Below are 18,669 nucleotides of genomic sequence, written 5' to 3'. Positions count from 1 at the left end.
ATAAAAAAGGAGACCGGTCACCCGGTCTCCTTTTTTTGTCCTCAGTACTGACCGCTGTCAGTCAGCCGGATTACTGTCATCACTTTCCGCCGGTATGGATTCTTCCGGCTCCAGGCTGACACTTTCGATAGTCAGGCGGATTTCCGGGGACATCAGTTCTGCCAGCACGTTGTAGAACTCACCGGCATTAGCTTCAATCACATCATCATTGTCATTGATATAGCCTTCTTCACGCAGCGTGCCGACCAGCGTGGCAAACACGGCTTTGTCGAAGAATTCCGGTGCGTTGATACCGTGCAGAACCGACAGACGCTGTGCCAGCATCCGGCTCTCTTTTTCCAGTGCGGAACGGCTGATTTCCGGGGTGGCATTCAGCAGCGACAGGGTGATCGCATAACGCTGTAATGTCTCGCGGATCCCGGCAGCCAGCAGTTGTAACGGACGGATACGGGCCGGGTTAATCACCAGCATATTATCATCACGGCGGCAGATTAATTGCTGGCGGCACAGTTCATCAATGATGGTATCGAGGATCGCCGGCAGCTCTTCCTGACTGTAACGCATAAACAGCTCGGCTTTCAGCAGCGGATAGATCATCCCGACATGTTCACGCAGCGTATCGGTACTGACACGGCGGTGATGGATCAGGATACTGGTCACCAGAGACGGCAGTACCAGCATATGCAGAATGTTATTCCGGTAGTAGGTCATCAGTACCGCATTCTCACGCGGCAGAATGATGATATCCCCGAGGCTGTCTTTTTCAACCTCGAACTTATTCATCTGCAGAGCATGTTCCAGCAGTTCTTCCGCACTCTTCGCCGGAGTGGTGCTGTCCGGAGAGTACGGCACATTGCGCAGCAGCTGGAGATAGCAGTCGAGCTGTTCGATCAGCTGTTCGCGGGTCAGCGCGCGCTGGCGGGAAGCCAGCAGAGCCGTGGTACACAGGTTGATAGCGTTGGCGGCAGCAGCATTATTGATGCTCACCATAATGTTATCAGCCAGAGAGGTGGCGGTTGGTGTCAGCCAGGACGGACGCTGCGGCTCGACCGGGTCGATTGCGTCACGCCATTCCGGCACCTGTTTTGTCAGGTATTGTGACAACGGGATCGGCTGTCCGAAGTTCACATAGCCCTGACCGAGGTTACGCAGTTTGCGCAGACCGCGCACCATCTGGATAAAACCTTCTTTCTGTTTGGTGGCACCGCGCAGTTCTTTGGCGTATGTGCCTACTTCCATCACATGCTCATACCCGATATAGACCGGCACCAGGGTGATAGGCCGTGAGTCTCCGCGCAGCATGGCCTGAAGCGTCATCGACAGTGTGCCGGTTTTCGGCTCCAGCAGACGCCCGGTACGGGAACGACCGCCCTCGACAAAGTATTCGATGGAATAACCGCGGGAGAACAGTTCACTCAGATATTCACGGAAAACCGTGGAGTAGAGTTTATTGCCCTTGAAGCTGCGGCGGATAAAGAACGCACCGAGGCGGCGGAAAATCGGCCCCGCCGGCCAGAAATTGAGGTTAATCCCGGCCGCGATATGCGGCGGCACCAGCCCCTGATGATAGAGCACATAGGAGAGCAGCAGATAATCCATGTGGCTGCGGTGGCAGGGAACATACACTATCTCGTGACCGTCCTGTGCCAGCTGGCGCACCCGTTCCGCATTATGGACATTCAGCCCCTGATACAGGCGGTTCCACGTCCAGCCGAGGACACGATCAGCCACGCGCAGGGCGTCATAGGTGAAGTTAGCAGCCACTTCGTTCATCATGGAAACCGCATTTTGCCGCGCTTTTTCAATGGTGATTTTTTTGGCCTTCGCTTCATCCTCAACGGCTTTTTCAATCGCTTTGGACTTCAGCAGCTTATTGAACAGCTCCTGACGCACCGGCAGCTTCGGACCGATAGCGGCCAGACGCTGACGGGAAAAGTGAATACGGGCGACACGGGCCAGTTTATTGGCGATAATAGTGTCGGTGCCGTGTTCAGAAGCCATTGCGCCCATCGATACCGGCTGTGAGAAGCGGACAAAACTGTCGCGTCCCAGCCAGAGTACGGCGAAAAATTTCTGGATCCCGTTTAACAGACGCAGATGCGGCACACCGTGGTGCCCTTCGCGGCCCGGTGAACGACCAAACATCACAGAGACCGGCAGCATCTGAATATCCAGTGCCGGATTATTACGGTGCAGATCCAGATAGGCGTGGAAAATATGGACGGAATCTTTACGCGGATTCAGGGAGTAATAACGGAATACACGCGGGCCGTCATCAATAAAGACATAGCCCGGTAATGTGGTATTACCGATAACATTATCTTCCAGCGGATCCGGCATGCCCTGTGCAAGACACTGACGACGCAGTGTCAGCAGGTCCGCCTTAGAGTGATAAGGAAGAACATAGAGTGTCGGACGTTGTGTATCCAGCCCCAGCTCACTGACCGGATCCGTCGGGATCGGCTTGCTTTTTACCAATAGTTTTAAAGGTAAATTCAATACGTTATAGTATATTTTACGCCAAAGTGACATAAATGTATGAAGCCTCTTGTTGACAATTCGCGTTCAGCATACCAGAAAGGCGGAGCCAGATCTGTGTTGCGGCAGCAATAAAATCGCGGAAAACGGCAACGCTCAGTCAGGTAATCACATTACTAACAGTGACAGAAATGAAGAAAAATACCGGATTTAAACGATTAATTAAAGCGGCAGGCTATTCAAAAAAAGGACTTATTGCGGCATGGAAAAATGAAGCCGCTATCCGTCAGGAATTGCTGACGCTGATCCCGGCCATTATTATCGCCTTTGTTTTCTCATTTACCGCTGTTGAGCGGGTGCTGCTGATTGGTTCGGTGGTGCTGGTGGTGGTGATTGAGCTTATCAACAGTGCGATTGAGGCGGTGGTTGATCGTATCGGCACGGAGTACCACGAGCTGTCCGGCCGCGCTAAAGATATGGGGTCCGCTGCCGTGTTTATCGCCACATTACTGGGGCTGTTTGTCTGGATTATGCTGTTTATCAGCTGGTTCCAGCGTCTTTAACAGCTGCTTTTTTGTGAAACCTGCGGCGCAACACGTATTTTCCTCATGTTATGGTTCCCAATCCCGGAATACCTGTATATACTCACAGTCTGACTGTATAAACAAACAGGGGGCGAAATGAAAGCACTGACGGCACGGCAGCAACAGGTCTATGACCTTGTTCGTGACCATATTTCGCAGACGGGCATGCCACCGACGCGTGCAGAAATTGCGGCACGCCTGGGTTTTCGCTCTCCGAATGCGGCGGAAGAGCATCTGAAAGCCCTGGCGCGTAAAGGCGTCATTGAGATTGTCTCCGGGGCGTCCCGGGGGATCCGTCTGCTTCTGGAAGAAGAAGAGGATGAAGGTTTACCATTAATCGGCCGTGTGGCGGCGGGTGAGCCTTTATTAGCGCAGGAACATATCGAAAGCCGTTATCAGATTGACCCGATGCTGTTTAAACCGAGTGCAGATTTCCTGCTGCGGGTAAACGGTATGTCAATGAAAGATATCGGCATTATGGACGGTGATTTACTTGCGGTGCATAAAACCCAGGACGTGCATAACGGCCAGGTAGTGGTTGCCCGTATCGAAGATGAAGTGACGGTCAAACGGTTTAAGAAAGTGGGCAGCAAGATTGAGCTGCACGCTGAAAACGAAGAATTCAGCCCGATCGTGGTGGATTTACGGGAACAGAACTTTACTGTCGAAGGTCTGGCAGTGGGTGTGATCCGTAACAACGACTGGCACTGATTTCCCGGACAGCCGCCTGAAAGGGTACCCGCTTAAAAACCACAGTACACCGGAGACGGACACTGTGGTTTTTGTTTTTCAGCGCCCGCGTTTACGCGGCTCATCATGTTCATGGTCATGCCGGCATTTATCTCTGCGGGTACAGGATTCAATATCATAACAAGGGCGGCAGTATCCGTGTGCCTCAATCACACTGTGGCGGATATGAAACTGCGCGGCATCCGCCAGCTGACTGATTTGTGAATCAATTGCCTCACCATCCCGCTCTGTCACACTGTTGCAGCGATCGCAGATAAACAGCACCGACGTATGGCTGGGTTTATCAAAATGCGGGCACATCACAAAGCTGTTAGTGGATTCAATTTTGTGGATAAATCCTTGCTCCAGCAGGAATTCCAGGCCGCGGTAGATGGTCGGCGGTTTTGCCTGCGGCTCGGTTTCACGAAGCAGATCCAGCAGCTCATAGGCACTGATGGCACCGGGCTGATCGGCGATCAGTTGCAGTATCGATTTTCGCTGAGACGTCATGCGTACACTGCGGGACAGACACAGTGCTTCTGCTTTTTTTAATAAAGTCTGAATATCAACAGGTTGCATGACATCACCTTCCGTTAATCAATAAATATATGAACAGCTCACTCTAGCATGAATTCCGGCAGAATAACCGGTATCCGTGCTATTTTGTCAAAAAAGGGCTGCCAATTCAGGGCAAATTATGGTGAGCTGTCAGGGCAAACACATAAAAAGCACATGATAATAAAATGGAGTCCTGAATGAGTATCGAAACGGTTCGTGCCTGGTTCGGCACGCATGCCCCGGATGTCACGATTATTGAAACCACACAGCCGACCGCCACGGTCAGCCAGGCCGCAGATGTTCATGGCGTCCGCCCCGGCCAAATCTGCAAAACACTTTCCTTTAAGCTGACAGATGACAGTGCAATCCTGATTGTGATGGCGGGGGATGCCCGGCTGGATAATAAAAAATTCAAAACACAGTTCGGTTGCAAAGCCAAAATGCTGAATGCAGAGGAAGTGGTGCAGTTTACCGGTCATCCGGTCGGGGGAGTCTGTCCGTTCGGGCTGCCGGTACCGCTGGCTGTTTATGCGGATCATTCGCTCCGGGAATATGACACTGTATTACCGGCGGCGGGGTCAGCCAATTCCGCTGTCCGGCTGACACCTGTACGACTGGCGGAACTGACAAACGCACAGTGGCTGGATGTTACCACCCAGCCGGTATAAACCAGACAGCACCACAACCGCGGTGCTGTATCACGTCAGTATTCCGGCAGGCGGGTATCCGGTTCCGTATTGACGCCGGCATCGGTGCTGCCGGTGAACATATTGTCATCAGGAAGATGATGACGGGTAAAAAAAAGCAGGCTGTCTTCAATAAAATAGTAGGGAGAGACACTGAAGACCTGGGATATTCTCAGAATGATTTCCAGGGAAATTTTTGTGCTGCCGATTTCATAGCGGGAGATTTGCTGTTGTGATACGCCGATCAAATCGCCCAGTTCTGTCGATGTGACGCCGGTGATCCTGCGCATTTTGCGGATTTGTCCGCCGATGATCTTATACATCTCGTTAATGCTGGTATTCAGGTTATTATCTGTTTTATTGCTCATTATCTTCTGTCAGTCTGGTTAAACAATAACATATTAATGTTTGTCAAATTAAAACTTATTCTTCAGCACAACCCATTTCATCAAAAAAATAATTAACATTAATATTCAGGATGTTTGCGAGCATTAATAATTTATCCAGAGGAATTAAGCTCGCTCCCGTTTCGTAACGGGATAACTGCTGTTGTGAGATATTAATTTTTATTGAAAGCTCTTTGCCTGTCAGACAATTTTTCAGACGCTGACATTTTATTCTGCCGCCAATAAACATTGCCAACTCATATTTATCATATATTGTCATAAATTATGAAGATAAACGGTTGTCATATAATAATATAAAAATTTAACTTGGCGTATTTGTTTCCTCAAATGGTTTCTTTAAAAAGTATAATCGATACCCTTTTAATATGTAATAGATACAAAAAATCAACAAACGGGAAACAATAAAGGTGGAAATATTACGTATCAACACTATAACCTCAGCGATTTCATATTGTTACAAAAGATATCCGGTTTTTAACATCTTACATGAATGAAGAGTAAGCGGAATATTCTGATATTTAGTGGTGATTATACCTAATATAAAGATATTGATGCTGATTTTAAGTTTAAAATGGGTAATTTGACTACGGCCTCCCGCTTTACTGAAATCGCAGATAAGCAGTCAGTGTGATTATTGTCCCGCATTATGGGGACAGATAGTTTGTTAAATTTCAGGATGGTGTTATGAGAAAACAAGAAGGCTAAAATATCCCAATGTTTCCGTAAAATACATAAATTATGATAGTAGTATATGTCAGGACTTGAATCGATGTGTATTGTTTTTCTTACTTACAAAATAAGTAGTATTGGTGGCTATTCACACCGCCATTAAATAATAAAATTCCGGGTGATGATAATTTCATTATATAATGAAATATACAGTGTTATTTTTTCTTTTAATTCACAGTGTTAGTTGTAATTGATGGTTGTAAAAAATAATAATTGCGTGTATTTTCTGCTGTCATCAGGTGCTGAGTGAAATTTAACGGTATGCGGAATTTATTGCTTTTATTGTTAGTCATTGTGTTATTAGGGCCATTAGGTATTGATCTTTATTTACCGGCTATTCCGGCAATTGCAAAAGGCCTGGGCAGCAGTGAGTCGTTGATTCAGTCAACTATCTCGTTGTTTATTCTTGTATTAGGTGCGGGACAGCTTATTTCCGGATATCTGGTGGACAAATTTGGCCGCAGACCGATGGCAATGGCGGGAATGGTACTGTATATCGCCGGGTCCCTGACTGCGGCCTTTGCGGTTACCCCGGGGATGTTTATTGCATCACGATTAATTCAGGGGGCGGGTGTCTGCTGCACGTCCGTGGTTGCTTTTACCTGTGTCCGCGATTGCTTTAACGGCAATGAGGCGGCACGTGCGTTCGGATTTTTAAACGGCACATTAAATATTGTTCCGGCACTGGCACCACTGCTGGGGGGCATCATGGCGGAATATTACGGCTGGCGGGTGCCTTTTGGTTTTCTGGCACTGTATGCCTGTATTCTGCTGATTCTGACAGCAAAATATCTCCCGGAAACCCGGCCGGAAAGCAGTGCCCGGCATACAGAAAACCCGCTGAAGAGCCTTGTTTCTGTGTTGTTCAATAAGCGGTTTTTAATTTTTTCTCTGGTGAATGCCGGGACGATGGGAATGGTATTGACGTATGTCTCTCTGGCACCGGTGGTACTGATGGGGGATGCGGCGCTCAGCCCGTTACAGTTTTCGGTTGTGTTCGGTGCTAACGGATTTTGGATCATGGGGATCAGTATGGTCGCCAACCGGGTGATCCGCAACGCCGGGCGACCTGTTTGCCTGATTTCCGGCGGTGTACTGATGGCACTGGGGTGCATTGCGCTGGCACTGAGCCCGGTGCTGCTCTCTGTACAAATACAGAACCACTGGCTGATCTATATGCTGCCGGTGGCAGCCGCCTGTGCCGGTCTGGCCTTTATTATGGGACCGGCAACCAGCTATGCGCTGGAACCTTATTCGGATAATGCCGGTGTTGCCTCTGCACTGGTCGGTTTTATGCAGATGGCGGGCGGCGCAGTACTGACCCTGGTGGCGATCACATCCCCCTTACCGCCGAAAACAGCACTTGCCGTCACTATGCTGTGCGGCACCCTGCTGGCATGGAATGCGTACCGGGTGAGTAAAAAGGAACAACGGCAGGCATGATGCATAAAGGCGGAGATATCATATTTGTATGGTATATTCCGCCTTTATTTCTCCTGATAAATGGATACGTTGTATTTAATGCTGACGGAGAAAACTGCCATAAAAATAATGAAAATTATTATTATCTGACTCAGACAAAAAAATTATCTCTCCATCGATATTAATTTTATTTTCTATCTCATTCCGGGTATAAGAGAGGTATGCCTGTGCTGTATGCATGGATGTTTTTCTGAATGATGAGATACAAGGACTAAAGCGTTTAAATAATGGAATAGATTTACGGATATACAGAGTAAAACCCCCGTGAAACGTTAATTACCGGTCAGATGTGCAATCTTATCAGCGGATTGATTTCACCTTGGAATATACATCCCGATATATCAATTATGCTATTATGCACAGTTAACACATGCCACTCTAAACCAGAGAAAGTAACAGATATGTTTAAAAGATTAAAGGTATCAAACGGATTACTCTTTGTTTTATTTCTGTTTTTTTTATTGCAATTAATAACCGGTGCTTTTCTGTTTAACTACGCACAGTCCAATAAAAAAACAGTCATTACGAACAGCAATGAATCCGCTAAATTAGTTGAGGGTAATGAGTCGTGGGATATGCTGATATCCGCACGGACATCGGTGTATGCTGCGCTTGTGCTTTTATCCTATAATAAGGATGCAGAAGCATTAGAGTTTATTTCCAAAGCTGATACTTCACTGGAAAAAGCAAAGGAACACTTTGAGTTATTTAAATCATATCCGACAAATCTTCAGGATGACGGTAATTTCAAAAAAATTGAAGAAGCATTTGATGTATATCGCTCAGGGTTATTAACCGCTACCCGAAATTTAAGTGAGAGAAAATTAACGGAAGTTGTTAACCAGCCAATACCTGATTATCAGGCTGAACTTGCGAAATATTACAACGAATATCAGGATGATTATAATAATTATTATAACAGCAGCATTCAAAAAGCCTCTGATGAATATAATGATACCCTATGGGGACTCCTTGCTATTTTTATCAGCCTGATAGTCATTATTTCAGTTGTATGGCTTGGTATCCGGCGTATGCTGATTTTACCTCTGAACCATATTGTCGGCGGAATTCAGCATATTGCTGAAGGTGATCTGAGCAGGCCGATTAATGTGAGAGGCGGAGATGAAATTATGATATTGGCGGAAACATTACGCCATATGCAGATTGAACTTGCCCGTACCGTTGGTGATGTCCGTGATGGTGCCAATGCTATTTACAGCGGTGCCAGTGAGATTGCTGCCGGTAATAACGACCTCTCTTCGCGGACTGAACAACAGGCTGCATCTCTTGAGGAAACTGCTGCCAGCATGGAAGAACTGACTGCGACCGTACGTCAGAATGCCGATAACGCCCGTCAGGCCAGTCAGCTGGCGTTAACCGCCTCCGAGACCGCAGAGCGCGGCGGGAAAGTGGTGGATGATGTTGTGGATACCATGCGTGGTATCGGCGACAGCTCGAAGAAAATCGCCGATATCATCAGTGTGATTGACGGTATCGCCTTCCAGACTAACATTCTGGCACTGAATGCCGCCGTGGAAGCTGCCCGTGCCGGTGAGCAGGGGCGCGGATTTGCCGTTGTCGCCGGTGAGGTGCGTAACCTGGCTCAGCGCAGTGCGCAGGCCGCCCGGGAAATCAAAACCCTGATCGAAGATTCAGTCGGCAGAGTCGATGCCGGGGCTGTACTGGTTGAGCGCGCCGGTGAAACGATGGATGAAATTGTCAGCGCTGTCACCAGAGTCACCGATATTATGAGTGAGATAGCCTCTGCCTCGGATGAACAGAGCCGCGGGATTGACCAGGTGGGTGTGGCGGTGACGGAAATGGACAGAGTCACCCAGCAGAATGCGGCATTAGTTGAGCAATCAGCCGCAGCGGCTGCATCACTTGAAGAGCAGGCCAGCAGGCTGACTCAGGCGGTGTCTGTATTTCATATACAGGGCAGAGAACTGAAGGCCGGTACGAAAACCAGCATTATGGTGCCATTACAACGACCTGCGCTTAAAAAATCCGCTGATAATGCCGATGATGACTGGGAAACATTTTAGTTCAGACTGCGGCATGTTGAATAAAATGCAGAATCCCGTTGTTATTCACAATTAAGTTGTGCCTGAATTATATCTACCTTTGTTTGCCCATGTTTCATGGGCTTTTTTAACCGAAAAATCCGGGATTTGGGTGTGCCTGTTCTATGAATGGCGTGCTTTCACTGTGGATGCGTTTGTCTGTGGTATATAATAGGCCATCAGTTATATGCTCCTTTATTCAGGTCCCCAAATATCAGGGGCGCTGGTAGGGGAGCCAATAAAGAAAAAACACACGAAAAAGACCAAATATGCACCAAAATACGCCAACAGAAAAAACCACTGAAACCCGGCAGTTACGCGCTGCAAACGGCTATAAGAACCTTAACCGCTTTTCCGTGGCACCGATGCTGGATGGGATTTACTGTTCATAAATATCAATGGGATATGATTTTGTGGGGTGCTATTGGTGTCCTTACACCCCTGATTTATTCTGGTTTATTACTGCGTATTCAGGTGTGTGAATTCTTTTCTGGCTTTGGCTCTTTCTGATTCAATCCATTCTGCCAGGTCGCTAATGTGTACCATCCTGATCGATTTCTGGCTGGTGGTGTCCCGGTAAACCGGAAATGGCAGCTCACCTAAATTCGCTTTTTTATCCGCGTATGACTCGGTCATATTCAGGAATTTCTTTGCGACTACTGCCAGCGGGATCTGAGATGTTTCAAACTCCGCCATTAACAGAAATACAGTATTCATAGTCTTCTCTCCACACATCGCCGTATACGATTAGAGGTTTTTAAATAAATGCTGGTGGATTGCGACCACGTAATTAACCTGGTGCAATGCATCATCCAGTGCATTGTGTGCTTCACCAACAAACGGGAAATCTTTTTTCGGGTCGATGCCGGCATTGCGACCAAGTTCGACAATGGTGCGCACATCCCGGTCATTCCAGTGCCTCCAGAATGGATTTATCTCACAGTTTTCGTATGCAGCACGCAGGATTACATTATCGAAATTACTTCCGTTACCCCATACCTGCACGCGTTCTTCACAGAACTCAGAAGTGAATGAATTAAGTTTGATTAGTGCATCAGGCAGATCAATAGCTTTTTCGGTGTTAATGATTTCATTTTTGGCATTATCACTCTGACCCAGCCACCACAGGACCGTATCAGCGTCGATACTACCGCCGTATTTTTCACTGCTGCGCAGATCGACCACTTCACAAAAAAGTGCATCATCAGTTACACCGGAAATCATATCGAACGGCACAGCAGCAATAGCCACGATAGCGGAGTCAGGCTTGTTACCCATAGTTTCAAGGCCAATCATCAGGTGTTTGAATTTGTTCACTATCCTATCCTTTTTAAAATCCTACAAATAAGTATTGTTGCCTATTTTGGAAATTAATTATTACACTAATTTTCTTTGTGTTTCATGGTGTGTAAATTGTTTCATTCTTTATTTGAGTATTAATTCTGACCAATGTATTAAGAAAAAAACACTTAATATAGGTAATGTTGATTATGCGTAATCCTTTAGTTAATTTCATGAACATATTGCGTGTTGTAAGCTCATTATCAATCTTAGCAGCGATTCTATCGCTGGTCGGTTTAGCTTCATTGTTGGTAGTTTGACCTATTTTCTTTAAGTAATTATCTCGAATCGCGCCATAAACTGGTGATATGCCTGCGGTGGTGTCAGTGGCTGGATGATGATGTCATCATGCGGCGGAGCTGAATCCAGCATCGGCCAGTGGCTGCACGGGTCTATTTCAAAGTCCCGCTTTTCGGTCACCAGCACGACCAGATCGGCATAGTGAACATCAACTGTCAATACCGGCGGCAGGCCGAACTTCTTACGGATAACCGCTTCAATGCGTTTTTCCACGGCCTTGTAGTCCGGCAGCATGGCTTTCAGCGGCGAAGCTATATCACCCATGTATGCTTCGGTGGCATCATGCAGCAGGGCTTCCAGTGCATATTCCGGTGGTACAATCTGGCTGACGTACACAGAATGTTGGGCCACAGAATAAAAGTTTTCCAACTGACCAGCGAACCGACACATATTTGACATGCCGCGAGCGATATCTTCGATACAAATCTGATCCGGAGTGATATTGACGAAATCAATATATTTTCCGGTACTGGTTGCTATATATGGCATTTATCTCTCCACACAATTTAGATAATAAAAAGCCGTTACTTTTTATAAGTAATTAATTCCCTGGTGTTGGGATATAAAAATGCCGCCGGTTAAAGCGGCATAAAATAATTATGCTTTGAATTTACCGATATAGGTCTGGATTTCAGTTTCTTCGAATTTATCAGCCAGCAGATCACGGAATTCCTGGGCGATTTTTTCTTCCAGTTTTTCCAGCTGAACAATACGCAGTACCAGCACAGGTACATCACCACCGGTCAGAACGCTGTAACGCAGTTTGATCGCACGTTCAGACAGTTCATCGTATGGTGTGCAGGTAAACTGGAATACTGCAGGCATAACATCACGGCTTTTTGCTTCCACGCTTTCCATTACTGAGCGCTTAGCGCCGAAATCACTGTCTTCATGATCTGCGGAACGGCTTGCCTCGATGGTGATTTTGCGCACAGCATTAATTGCCTGCTTAATATCGATAACATTACCTTCTGCATCAAACGCCATCAGGTTATCGCGCCAGTCTTCCAGCCATTCTGCCAGTTCTTTCTGACCGGACTTGCGACCGTTCACGTTCAGCAGAGAAGCGAACGGCGCGGTCTTTTTCAGTGATACCATGGCTGTGTTATCAGCATGCCCCGGTTCGCCGATAGTACCGATATTGAAGATGGTTTTTGCAGCCATTTCATCAGCATCAATAAAACAGCTGACACCTTCCTCAATACCGTGTTGCATGGAGTATTTCACAAAATCAGAGATACTGGTTGTGTCCATTGCACCACGGAAGCGGTAGCGACCTTCCTGTAAGTGTTCCAGGCTTTTAACATTAAAATCACCCGGTAAAACCACAGCAGGGCAGAGGGACTTTTCTACAGTACCCAGACTTAATGCAGCAACAGTCATATTCCGAATCTGAGAAATAGCGGCTCCGTCTAAATTAGACATACAAAGGCTCCTGTTTAATTAAAAACATTAAAAGTAAATGGAATGATTTATTTAAAAAGTGGAAATTAATTAATGGCTTTTAATTTCCCGTCGATACTGCCGTCAATACCAAATAACTGTCCCTGATCTTCCGGCAGAATAGTGAGTTTCCCGCCTTTACCGACCCACATCGGTGTTTCGGTTGTATCCTCTTCCGATTTTTTACCGCGCTTGGTCGGGGTAACCATTTTCAGTTTGTGAGATATCTTCACGCGGTCTTCATCTGACTGAGTGAATTTAAAAATCACATGCACTTCACCGGTTCCGCCGTTCTTATTGGTACCGAAAGCGACTTCATTCAGTGCAGCAGAAAGTTTGTTTTCAAACACACCGGCATCTAACTCGGAGAAAAAGTCCGGTATACTGGTCATGCGGTTATTCTCGCTCATTGCATTTTTCCTTTCGTTGTCTCTTCACACAAAGATAAGTCCACCAGCGGTCAGGCAAGGTATCTATCCGGCAGGACGATTTACGCCGGTGGACTTATGTTTGTAAAAAAAATGGCGGCCGGCTGGTGGACTGCACCGTGGTATGCACGGCCGCTAATGGTGTTGCATGGTTATTGTTATGGGGTCGTTTACTCTTCACACAGTTATTCAGATACGCAGCCGTTATTGCGGTTGTACTATTAAGACGCAGCGGTCTTCCCACTTGGCAATGTCTTCATCAAAGCGGTCAAGAGCACGTTCGTGATCGCGGATTGCTCTTTCGCGTTCGATACGGAGTGATTGCAGTTTTTGAAGCGCCTGGGCTTTTTCGGTGATCCACGCGGTAACGTCGTCTACTGACATGTTGTTCGTGGTGATGATTGGTTCGGTTTGCATTTTCGGCCTCATGTAATGTTAGGTACTCTCTGCATGAAACAAAGGTACCTTAAGTTACATTCAAGGTCAACAGGTAATGTAAAAATAGTTACATTACCTGTGATGTGAGGAGGGTTTAGATGTTTTGGATGACTTGGACAACCCTGCCAATCACTCGGCAATTACCGTTAACAATTATAGGTTTGAAGTTTGGGTTGAGGGGAACGAGGTATGTGTACGGAGCATCATAAACCAGCTTTTTTATCGTTGCTTCTGATGACCCGTCCAGCATGGCAACAACAACTTTTCCATACAGATCGTCAATACAGCCATACTCCGTTTCAACAACAACAGTTGACCCTTCAGGTATGGTTGGGGATCCGTTTGGGTTGGTCATTGAGTCACCTTTAACATCAAGGCCAAATGCACTTTCAGACACGCGTGCTGTGGTATTTACCCACCTCATAACATCGTCGATCGTCGCGGAGGCATATGATGACGTCCACTCGCCAGCCTGAACTGCGGATATAACAGGTATTTGCTTGACGGTAATAGTCTTTCTGGCTGACACCAGTTCAGTAGAAACTGGCTCATCACCACCAAAAAGCAACCACTCCGGAGATACCCCGAGCGCCTTGGCAAGCATGTATAGGTTTTCACCGTCTGGCTTCGTGATGCCAGATTCCCACTTAGTGACTGATACGCGAGATACTCCCAGCATCTTGGATAGAGTTTGCTGGGTCATATTGAGCTGCACTCGGCGGGCTTTTATGCGTTCGTTCATATCTGTTTTCATGTAACCGATGTTACATCACATCGATGTGAAATGTGTTTGCACAATAATGTACCTTTTGTTACCTTGTGCGTACTATAAATCTACGGAGTGGCACAGATGCTAAAACAAGATGTTCTGATTTTTTTCGGTGGAGTGCAAAAGACAGCAAGGGCATTAAACATTAGCCACCCTGCTGTTTGCCGATGGAAAAACATTATCCCCGAAAAGCAAGCGCTGATCATCGACAGGATAACGAAAGGTCAATTGAAGTACTCACCAGCGCTTTATCAGCAGGATAACAAACCGAACTGAGATCTATAACTACAACCCAATCCAAAAGCGAGTAGGCAATGAAGAATGAATCACTGAAAGAAGTCGTAAAAAAGATGTGCTGCGCCATGCCGGGTGGGCGGGAAGCGCTGGCCGGTGCGCTGGGGATGTCACTGACGACATTCAACAACAACCTGTATGAGAAGAACGGCTGCCGGTTTTTCGACAATGACGAACTGGAAGCAATGGAAGACCTGACCAAAACCCGTCACCTGGTCGAGTACCACATGGACCGGCACGATATTACGCCGATGGAAACGATCGAACCTGAAAATATCGACGAAGTGGAATTATTCAAAATACAGACAAACCTCAGTGCGCATCAGGGGCAGCTTTCCGAGTTAATCAAAAAGAGCCTGGAAGATGACGTTCTGACGGAAGAAGAAATGACGGCCATCTACAAAAAGATGAACAAAGTGTTCGCATATGCCCGAGGGTTTATTGCGTCACTGAATGCGGTTTACGGGGTGGGAAATGATTCAGGTAACCAGAAAGGGTGAAGCCGGAGGTATACGGCCTCCGGCTTCGGTCGCGCTATATCAATTGTGTGAAGAGATAAACGCATGAGCAGATTAACTCATTCAGAACCAGAAAAGCAATTTAAATGCCTTGTTATTGGTAATGAACCGTTTCGTTATGTTGAAAGCATACCTGCTGGTGGCATAGCGGACAACTACCGGGAAGCACCTGAAATGGTAGACCGTGAGAAGCTCAAAGAGAGCTGGGCAAAATACTATTACCGCAGCGGGGGTCAGAATGCTTAAAGAGACAGCTGACAATCTGGATCGGTATTACACCGATCACCGGGGACGGAAAGTTCACGTTGTCCGGTTTGACCGGCAGAACAGCCGGGTGATTTTCATGCGTGACGGCTATGAGCATCCGTGTTTTGAACCACTGAAAACCTTTCAGGAGCGGTATACACGCGTGGATGAGGTGAAACCATGAGCATGATTTTAACTGCGCGGGCCTTGCAGATAAAAACCGGCAACGCGCTGCGCAAACTGGTACTGGTAAAGCTGGCGGATAACGCCAACGACCAGGGCGAATCGTGGCCGTCCGTGCCGTACATTGCGGAGCAGTGCGAAATGTCAGAGCGATCAGTACAGAACCATATTAATGCCCTGGTGGAAATGGGGTTGGTTCGTATCGAGTCCCGGAAATCTGCCAACGGTCTGAACCAGTCAAATATCTACCACTTGCGTTTAAATGCTGCCGTTGTGAGTGGTGAATCTCCTGCACCATATGGTGCAAATCCTGCGGGGGTAAGTGGTGCAAATGGTTCCGGGACTGGTGCAGCAAATTCACCAGGTGGTGCAACTGGTTCCGATAGTGGTGCAGGAGCTGCACCCAGAATCAGTCATGATCCAGTCATAGATCCAGATAATAAAAATATTATCTCCCGCGATGAAAAAACTAACGTCAAAACCGCAATGCCGGAAAGCTTTGAACCGGGTAGTGATCATGCGGCAAAAGCCGAGGCATCTGGACTGGATGTTCAGGACGAGTTTCAGAAGTTCAGCGACTACCACGCCAGCAAGGGTACGAAATACACCGACTGGCACCGCGCATTCAGCTACTGGCTTGGACAGGCTGCCAACTTTAAACGCAGAACTGCAGGAAACAGCACTAACTCAGTAGAGCGTGACGAGGCATTCACCCGTCTGATCGGCTCCCGTTCAAAACCACGTAACCGCACCGAGGAAATCGCACTGGAAATGGCCGGGAAAACCGGCATCCGGACGCAGACCGAGTTTATGGGTCGCAAGACGTGGATTGATATCTGGAAACAGGCCACAGAACAGGCAGCAAAAGAATGGGAGGCAGCATGATCATGCGCTCAGAAAGCAAAGAAATTTACGGTGTGAGTGTGGTTCCTGTGATGGCGGTTCTGCACCGGTTTGTCCTGTGGTGGGTATTGCGTGACCTGAAACGATCCTGGTCAGATGACCGCTTTTTTGAAAAGCACATTCAGCGCCGCGGCTGGCTGCATATTGTGGACTCGTTCACATTCCGCAACCGGTATCAACGACTGCGTGAAGCGGTGAAAGCATATCAGGGGAAGGGCGTTATCTGATGAATTACCTGTTAACCGGTTTTGTTCAGAAAGATGCCCGGATCCTGATGTTTAATCCGGGCACGGAGATCGGCAATTTCCGGAATGGTGCCCGCTATGTGGTGAGCGCGGCTCCGCAGTCCATGAATGGCATTCCGTCCGGACTGGTACCGGCAGATGCACAGCCGCTGCTGACAGATGAGCGGGTGCTTCGTTTCCTGGACAATCCTGCCGTGATAAAAGCCGCCGGCGGACTATCCGGATCCCGTCACTACGTTAAATCAGTTGGCTACTGCCAGATTAACGATCCGGAAAACCCTTACCACCACCACGAACTGACCATGACCCGCCACAAAGATGGTTTTATCCGGACATGCTGGCACCATGACAACATCCTGCGGGCGGGTGATGTCCACCAGCAGCAGGCGGACGAAATTCTGTTGTGTAACCAGCGGGCACTGGTGGCACGCTGCATCTTTACCGATCTGCGGCTGCCGGTCGGTCATCTTCTGAATCCTTCCGATTTGTTCACCTGGTCGGTGATGCGCCGCGTCAGTGATCATCTTCCGGCCTTTATCAGTTCCTACATTCTGATGCAGAAACCGGAGGAAGAGATAACCGGCACCATGACGGAGCATTCCATCGTTCACCAGCCGCGCTCACACAACCGGATTGTTCATGACATCGTAGAGAAGATAAAGCCTGTCGTTGTTCTTAAGGTGGATCCTGAGCCGCCACAAAGCTTTATGAAAATCCCGAAATATCAGCGCTGGGTGTGCCCGACGTATCTGCAATGGGTGAAAAAACAGCCGTGTTGTGTGTGCGGGCAGCAGGCAGACGACCCGCATCATATCATCGGTCATGGCGCTGGTGGTATGGGGACAAAGGCACACGACTACGAAGTTATCCCGCTGTGCCGTATTCACCATGACGAGTTACACCGCGACCCGACAGCATGGGAAGCAAAGTACGACAGCCAGAATGAGTTTATGGCGAAATGTTTACGCCGGGCATTCGGCCTCGGTGTTTTTGGTTAATGCGCTGTACGGAGCGCGGAGAGATAAACAATGAGCGATATTCAGCAGAGTTCGGAATGTTTGGTGATGAGCAGAAGTATAAAAGACTGGCTGGAAGCCTGGGGAAACTGGAGTTCGTCACGTACCGGAACTGAGTATAAGGGGGTCTCTTACATGTCAGCATCCTCTTCCGGAGATCGGCCGTGGCTTGATGATATTGAAGGTATGGTTATCGATCAGGCTGTTGGTAGCCTGAAGAAATACGATATCGATGGGTACAGAATCGTCTGTCTGCACTATCAGAATCATATTTCATGTCGTGCGATTGCGAAGGAGTGGAAAAAGCGGCCAGATTACATCACGTCATATTTGGCACGGGCGGAAGCCTATATAGCGGGTGTAATCCATACGACACTGAAAGCTGCCTGATGGCATGGATATTTTACTGATCAAATAATCAGTAAATAACTTGACTGTCCGGATGTCCGTACGGTAAAGTGTGATAAATTAGCGCTGCGCGTGTAACTTCGGCGCTGCCAAAATAAAGAATTAATAGCCTCACTTCGGTGGGGCTTTTTATTGCCTGAAATAAACATAAGACTTGCTGTTACGTTTGGTCAGAGTTACATGTGTATTTATGCACAATAACTGACCAAAAGTATAAAATACCATGTTAAAACATAAAGATATGACAACAGCAGCGGCTTGTTTTTTTGAGGTGTTACCGGAGGGGGTTTTCTCCGTCAGCGATGCGGCTGCCTTGTCAGGGCTTTCCCTGCCGCATTGCCAACTTCTTCTTACTCAGTTCAGCCTTGCTGGTCTTTTGAAAGACTGTGGCAACGGTGAACGATTCAAGCGACTTTAAACT

At 47.6% G+C, this 18,669-nt stretch carries 25 protein-coding genes; 14 read left to right on the top strand and 11 right to left on the bottom strand.

All coding sequences use genetic code 11. From position 1 onward, the window contains the following. Positions 1-57: 57 nt before the first annotated feature. Entirely contained in the window at positions 58-2,532 is a 2,475-nt protein-coding gene (gene plsB, locus ACF8OF_RS01430) for a glycerol-3-phosphate 1-O-acyltransferase PlsB (RefSeq protein ID WP_262860271.1), read from the bottom strand. A 137-nt stretch (positions 2,533-2,669) separates the two neighbouring features. Here plsB and ACF8OF_RS01425 point away from each other — a divergent pair, with 137 nt between their 5' ends. Both ACF8OF_RS01425 and lexA read left to right on the top strand, forming a co-directional pair. Next, the gene (locus ACF8OF_RS01425; protein WP_274371283.1) at positions 2,670-3,041 is read left to right on the top strand and encodes a diacylglycerol kinase; all 372 of its coding nucleotides are present in this window, start codon (positions 2,670-2,672) and stop codon (positions 3,039-3,041) included. Positions 3,042-3,158: 117 nt separating this feature from the next. Continuing rightward, the gene (gene lexA / locus ACF8OF_RS01420) at positions 3,159-3,773 is read left to right on the top strand and encodes a transcriptional repressor LexA (RefSeq protein ID WP_004238270.1); all 615 of its coding nucleotides are present in this window, start codon (positions 3,159-3,161) and stop codon (positions 3,771-3,773) included. A 78-nt stretch (positions 3,774-3,851) separates the two neighbouring features. Here lexA and zur read toward each other — a convergent pair whose 3' ends face one another. Continuing rightward, complete coding sequence (gene zur, locus ACF8OF_RS01415) at positions 3,852-4,370, bottom strand: zinc uptake transcriptional repressor Zur (protein WP_262860269.1); 519 nt, start codon at positions 4,368-4,370, stop codon at positions 3,852-3,854. A gap of 176 nt (positions 4,371-4,546) precedes the next feature. Between zur and ACF8OF_RS01410 the strand changes: the two genes are divergently transcribed. Beyond that, positions 4,547-5,017 carry a YbaK/EbsC family protein gene (locus ACF8OF_RS01410; RefSeq protein ID WP_262860268.1) on the top strand — a complete coding sequence of 157 codons (471 nt, stop codon included), beginning with the start codon at positions 4,547-4,549 and terminating at the stop codon, positions 5,015-5,017. A 35-nt stretch (positions 5,018-5,052) separates the two neighbouring features. Here ACF8OF_RS01410 and ACF8OF_RS01405 read toward each other — a convergent pair whose 3' ends face one another. Both ACF8OF_RS01405 and ACF8OF_RS01400 read right to left on the bottom strand, forming a co-directional pair. Next, on the bottom strand, positions 5,053-5,403 hold the full coding sequence (locus ACF8OF_RS01405; RefSeq protein WP_279800688.1) for a helix-turn-helix transcriptional regulator: 351 nt from the start codon (positions 5,401-5,403) through the stop codon (positions 5,053-5,055). Positions 5,404-5,458: 55 nt separating this feature from the next. Continuing rightward, the gene (locus tag ACF8OF_RS01400; RefSeq protein WP_262860266.1) at positions 5,459-5,671 is read right to left on the bottom strand and encodes a helix-turn-helix domain-containing protein; all 213 of its coding nucleotides are present in this window, start codon (positions 5,669-5,671) and stop codon (positions 5,459-5,461) included. A 761-nt stretch (positions 5,672-6,432) separates the two neighbouring features. Between ACF8OF_RS01400 and ACF8OF_RS01395 the strand changes: the two genes are divergently transcribed. Further along, entirely contained in the window at positions 6,433-7,614 is a 1,182-nt protein-coding gene (locus tag ACF8OF_RS01395; RefSeq protein WP_392495480.1) for a multidrug effflux MFS transporter, read from the top strand. A gap of 440 nt (positions 7,615-8,054) precedes the next feature. Further along, a complete protein-coding gene (locus ACF8OF_RS01390) occupies positions 8,055-9,698 on the top strand; it encodes a methyl-accepting chemotaxis protein (RefSeq protein WP_392495465.1) in 1,644 nt (547 codons plus the stop codon). A 477-nt stretch (positions 9,699-10,175) separates the two neighbouring features. Here the strand turns inward: ACF8OF_RS01390 and ACF8OF_RS01385 are convergent, their stop codons facing one another. From ACF8OF_RS01385 to ACF8OF_RS01355, 7 genes are all read right to left on the bottom strand, one after another. Then, complete coding sequence (locus ACF8OF_RS01385) at positions 10,176-10,433, bottom strand: pyocin activator PrtN family protein (RefSeq protein WP_036413576.1); 258 nt, start codon at positions 10,431-10,433, stop codon at positions 10,176-10,178. Positions 10,434-10,463: 30 nt separating this feature from the next. Next, the gene (locus ACF8OF_RS01380; protein ID WP_392495463.1) at positions 10,464-11,033 is read right to left on the bottom strand and encodes a 3'-5' exonuclease; all 570 of its coding nucleotides are present in this window, start codon (positions 11,031-11,033) and stop codon (positions 10,464-10,466) included. Positions 11,034-11,327: 294 nt separating this feature from the next. Further along, positions 11,328-11,846 carry a YfbR-like 5'-deoxynucleotidase gene (locus ACF8OF_RS01375; protein WP_392495462.1) on the bottom strand — a complete coding sequence of 173 codons (519 nt, stop codon included), beginning with the start codon at positions 11,844-11,846 and terminating at the stop codon, positions 11,328-11,330. 108 nt (positions 11,847-11,954) lie between these two features. After that, on the bottom strand, positions 11,955-12,782 hold the full coding sequence (locus ACF8OF_RS01370) for a YfdQ family protein (RefSeq protein WP_262861644.1): 828 nt from the start codon (positions 12,780-12,782) through the stop codon (positions 11,955-11,957). A gap of 65 nt (positions 12,783-12,847) precedes the next feature. Beyond that, positions 12,848-13,210: a hypothetical protein gene (locus tag ACF8OF_RS01365; RefSeq protein WP_062772988.1), complete on the bottom strand. Its 363-nt coding sequence runs from the start codon at positions 13,208-13,210 to the stop codon at positions 12,848-12,850. 222 nt (positions 13,211-13,432) lie between these two features. Further along, positions 13,433-13,645 (bottom strand): hypothetical protein, encoded by a 213-nt coding sequence (locus tag ACF8OF_RS01360; protein WP_392495460.1) that lies wholly within the window; start codon positions 13,643-13,645, stop codon positions 13,433-13,435. Between the two features lie 115 nt (positions 13,646-13,760). After that, complete coding sequence (locus ACF8OF_RS01355) at positions 13,761-14,420, bottom strand: LexA family protein (RefSeq protein WP_392495459.1); 660 nt, start codon at positions 14,418-14,420, stop codon at positions 13,761-13,763. Between the two features lie 96 nt (positions 14,421-14,516). Between ACF8OF_RS01355 and ACF8OF_RS01350 the strand changes: the two genes are divergently transcribed. The 9 genes from ACF8OF_RS01350 to ACF8OF_RS01310 all read left to right on the top strand — a co-directional run bounded on the left by ACF8OF_RS01350 (position 14,517) and on the right by ACF8OF_RS01310 (position 18,666). Continuing rightward, positions 14,517-14,711, top strand: a complete 195-nt coding sequence (locus tag ACF8OF_RS01350; protein WP_052926843.1) for a Cro/CI family transcriptional regulator — start codon at positions 14,517-14,519, stop codon at positions 14,709-14,711. 38 nt (positions 14,712-14,749) lie between these two features. After that, positions 14,750-15,229, top strand: coding sequence for a YmfL family putative regulatory protein (locus ACF8OF_RS01345; protein WP_392495458.1), 480 nt, complete (start codon positions 14,750-14,752; stop codon positions 15,227-15,229). 63 nt (positions 15,230-15,292) lie between these two features. Beyond that, a complete protein-coding gene (locus ACF8OF_RS01340) occupies positions 15,293-15,493 on the top strand; it encodes a hypothetical protein (protein ID WP_349467029.1) in 201 nt (66 codons plus the stop codon). Continuing rightward, positions 15,486-15,677, top strand: coding sequence for a DUF4222 domain-containing protein (locus ACF8OF_RS01335; protein WP_369444688.1), 192 nt, complete (start codon positions 15,486-15,488; stop codon positions 15,675-15,677). The genes ACF8OF_RS01340 and ACF8OF_RS01335 overlap by 8 nt, the downstream gene beginning before the upstream one ends. Next, positions 15,674-16,561 (top strand): helix-turn-helix domain-containing protein, encoded by an 888-nt coding sequence (locus ACF8OF_RS01330; protein ID WP_392495457.1) that lies wholly within the window; start codon positions 15,674-15,676, stop codon positions 16,559-16,561. The genes ACF8OF_RS01335 and ACF8OF_RS01330 overlap by 4 nt, the downstream gene beginning before the upstream one ends. Next, a complete protein-coding gene (locus tag ACF8OF_RS01325) occupies positions 16,558-16,806 on the top strand; it encodes a hypothetical protein (RefSeq protein WP_392495455.1) in 249 nt (82 codons plus the stop codon). The genes ACF8OF_RS01330 and ACF8OF_RS01325 overlap by 4 nt, the downstream gene beginning before the upstream one ends. After that, positions 16,806-17,822 carry a DUF968 domain-containing protein gene (locus ACF8OF_RS01320; protein WP_392495454.1) on the top strand — a complete coding sequence of 339 codons (1,017 nt, stop codon included), beginning with the start codon at positions 16,806-16,808 and terminating at the stop codon, positions 17,820-17,822. Before ACF8OF_RS01325 ends, ACF8OF_RS01320 begins: the two co-directional genes overlap by 1 nt. Before the next feature lie 30 nt (positions 17,823-17,852). Beyond that, on the top strand, positions 17,853-18,230 hold the full coding sequence (locus ACF8OF_RS01315) for an antiterminator Q family protein (RefSeq protein WP_049246858.1): 378 nt from the start codon (positions 17,853-17,855) through the stop codon (positions 18,228-18,230). A gap of 241 nt (positions 18,231-18,471) precedes the next feature. Continuing rightward, positions 18,472-18,666, top strand: coding sequence for a hypothetical protein (locus tag ACF8OF_RS01310; RefSeq protein ID WP_369444594.1), 195 nt, complete (start codon positions 18,472-18,474; stop codon positions 18,664-18,666). Positions 18,667-18,669: the final 3 nt, after the last annotated feature.

This window comes from Morganella sp. TYF_1, from assembly GCF_043105645.1.
GTDB lineage: Bacteria > Pseudomonadota > Gammaproteobacteria > Enterobacterales > Enterobacteriaceae > Morganella > Morganella morganii_B.
Note: the sequence above shows the minus strand (reverse complement) of the source record. Positions and strands in the feature narration are given on the sequence as shown.